1 protein-coding gene is annotated in these 2,900 nt (G+C 42.9%); it reads right to left on the bottom strand.

Annotated elements, in window-relative coordinates; translation table 11 throughout:
- Positions 1–2,754, bottom strand: a 2,754-nt coding sequence (locus tag IM500_RS16865) for a glycosyl hydrolase family 18 protein (protein ID WP_287739080.1), incomplete at its 3' end; no start/stop codon positions are given.
- Positions 2,755–2,900 lie beyond the last annotated feature (146 nt).

Genomic DNA, 2,900 nt, shown 5'->3' with positions numbered 1-2,900 from the left:
GGTAGCTGTCCCACTAATACTGTAGTTGACGGTTAAGGGATTAGTGGTTAATCCACTACGGGTGAAGGTATAAATCAGATTTGTTGTCCCGTCTTCGGTGACGCTTGCGGGGGAAACTGCTAGGGTGACATTGGTATCATCGTTGGTAATTGTCCCCGTCACTGGAGTGGTGGTCCCTACTGTATAACCTGTCCCGGTCGCAAGAGTTAAAGCAACGGTTTCGTCAGTTTCTACTGTGGTATCAGCAGTGGGGTCAATAATGAGAGTGGCTGTACTTGCACTGGCAGCAAAGGTGATGGTTTTTCCGGTTCCGGGTGTTGCACCTGTATAGTCGCTACTGTCAGCAGTACCAGTAATACCATAGTTGACTGTTAAGGCGTTGGTTGTTGCTCCTGTGCGGGTAAAAGTGTAAATCAGGTTGTTAAGTCCGTTTTCTAATACGCTACTGGGTGATACCGCTAGGGTAATGGTGGGTAAAACAACATTATTAATTCCCAAATTTGTAGCCGCAGCATTGATTAAAGAATCACTATGAGTTATGGGCAAATCTTGAGTAATTTCCCAGAAGAATGCACCACCGATTCCAAGTTGTTTGACATAATCAGTTTTCCCCAAAATTGATTGGTTATTTTCGTAGGTGCTAAACACCTTTGTTTGAGAACTATAAATATAGGGAACTTTGGCGCTATTATCCCAGAAAGATTGATAGCCATTTGTCCCCAATAGATTATAAAGCTCCCTATATGTGAGCTCAGAGCTACCAGTACCCTGCTGGAACAGCCCATTGTTGCTACCAGCGTTAACTCCAGTCCAGGTGCGCCCATAAAGTGGAGCGCCTAATACAATATCTGTAGCTGGAACACCAGCACTTAGATAGTGTTGAATCGCCCAATTAGTATTTACTTTAGCCGCGTTGTAGGTGTTGTCATTGGTGCTTTTATACAAAGCTGACTGATGATTTGTTGTGTTCTCCCAAGGTCCGTGGTAGTCATAAGACATGACATTGATAAAGTCCACATAATCGGAAGTTGCTTTCAAATCTTGTGGGCTGAAATCGTAAGGGTTGCTTCCATAATCAGATGCAGATAAGATGTAAGGAGAACCAGAAAGGGCTGTAGTGAGAAGATATTGCTTGCCATCATTTTGAGATGCTTGATTGATTTGTTGGCGCAATTGTGCCAGCAATTGGATGTAATTATTATCCTCATTTGCTTCAGGATACTCCCAGTCAATATCTAGACCATCAAATCCATTAGTCTTCATTAGTTGGATAGCAGACTGAGCAAAGTTTGCCCTAGACTGCACCGTAGCAGCAGCAGAGGAGAAATCATTCTCTGTTCCACCGCCAATGGAAAGCATTATTTTCAGGTTGGGATTTTGAGCTTTAATTTGTTGAAGTTTAGCGATGTCACCTGTTCCTGTTCCATCTTGAGGTAGTTGAACCGTACCATTTGAAGTGACATCAGCAAATGAGTAGAACAAATGTGTAAGTTTATTAAATGTAGCATCTATAGGTGTATTGGAGTTAAGATTCCAAGAGCCTATATATCCACCTAGAATATAAGGGTTATTACCGGAATTATCATCATTAGTAATAGTTCCCGTGACGGCTGCGGTTGTACCAACCGTATAACCTGTTCCTGAAGCGAGAGTTAAAACAACAGTTTCATCACTTTCAACTGTGGTATCAGCAGTGGGGTCAACGATTACCGTCGCAGTCGCTGAACCAGCAGCAAAGGTGACACTGGTGGGGATAGAAGTGTAATCGGTTCCATTGGTTGCTGTCCCCCCAACTGTATAGTTGACAGTTAAAGAATTAGTGGTTACTCCGGTACGGGTGAAGGTATAAATCAGATTTGTTGTCCCGTCTTCTGTCACACTACTGGGAGATACAGCTAAAGTGACACTGGGAAGAGTGACATCATCATCCGGTTCACCGCTGAATCCGACTTCACGAATCTCAATACGGTTGAATGTGTAAGGCTGGGAATTCAATACTACGAGGTCAACCCTGCTGACCCCCTGCACAACCTTATCGAAAATGTATTCCTGTCCCGCCGTCTGACCTAACGGTGCTGTATAGACCGATGAAAAACCAGGGTCTATCAGAACATCCGACTTATTGAAAAAATCCAGCCTGAAATCTTTTATTCCTTCTTGCTGAACATTGGTATCGTTCCAGAGAAAGAAACTTGTCAGATTGAATTCGCCGACAAGGTCAAGAGTGACAGTGCCGCTGCTGTACGGTGATGCGAAGCCGTTGTAAGGATATCCATCAGAGACAATCCCGTCCGCAATCTGGTCAATAGTGAACTTATTGAAGGAATAATCGGTAAGATTTGGAAGATTTGTACTCGGATTGATATACTTCCCGCCGATATAATCCGCAAATGAGTACATCTCATCAATTCGGAGCCCCCCGAAAATCTGACCATCATTATTATTAATTGTGCCATCTTCGGCAATGTTTCCTGAGCTTTCATTAAAATTATAGTAGCCAACTAGACCTATTTCATTGCCATTAAGTTGAGAATTCAAAGTATTTTGGATTTGCGTTTGAGTACGGGCGGTATTCCAAATACGAACCTCATCTAATCCACCTTGAAATGTCCCGTAACCTGTCGCATCTCCACCTCCTAGAGAGGCGATACTAGGATGTACAATCCCGGTACTTGTTAAACCTGTTTTAATAAACTGTCCATTGAGATAAAGACTAGGAGTGTTGTTATTATAACTGGACTTCCCCGTTGACAAAAAGCCATAACCTATGCTGTAGGAGGGATTAAGAGAATTTCTGATGCCCCGTTACTGGGTACAAATCAGGGAAACTCCCAATATATCTAACGCTTTTTGTTGCAGTTGGGTCAGTCGAGTTATCTTAGAAAAACGATAACTTCCCT

Source organism: Microcystis sp. M179S2 (assembly GCF_020245805.1).
In the GTDB taxonomy this organism is placed as follows: Bacteria; Cyanobacteriota; Cyanobacteriia; order Cyanobacteriales; family Microcystaceae; genus Microcystis; species Microcystis aeruginosa.
This window is presented reverse-complemented; position numbering and strand designations above follow the sequence as displayed.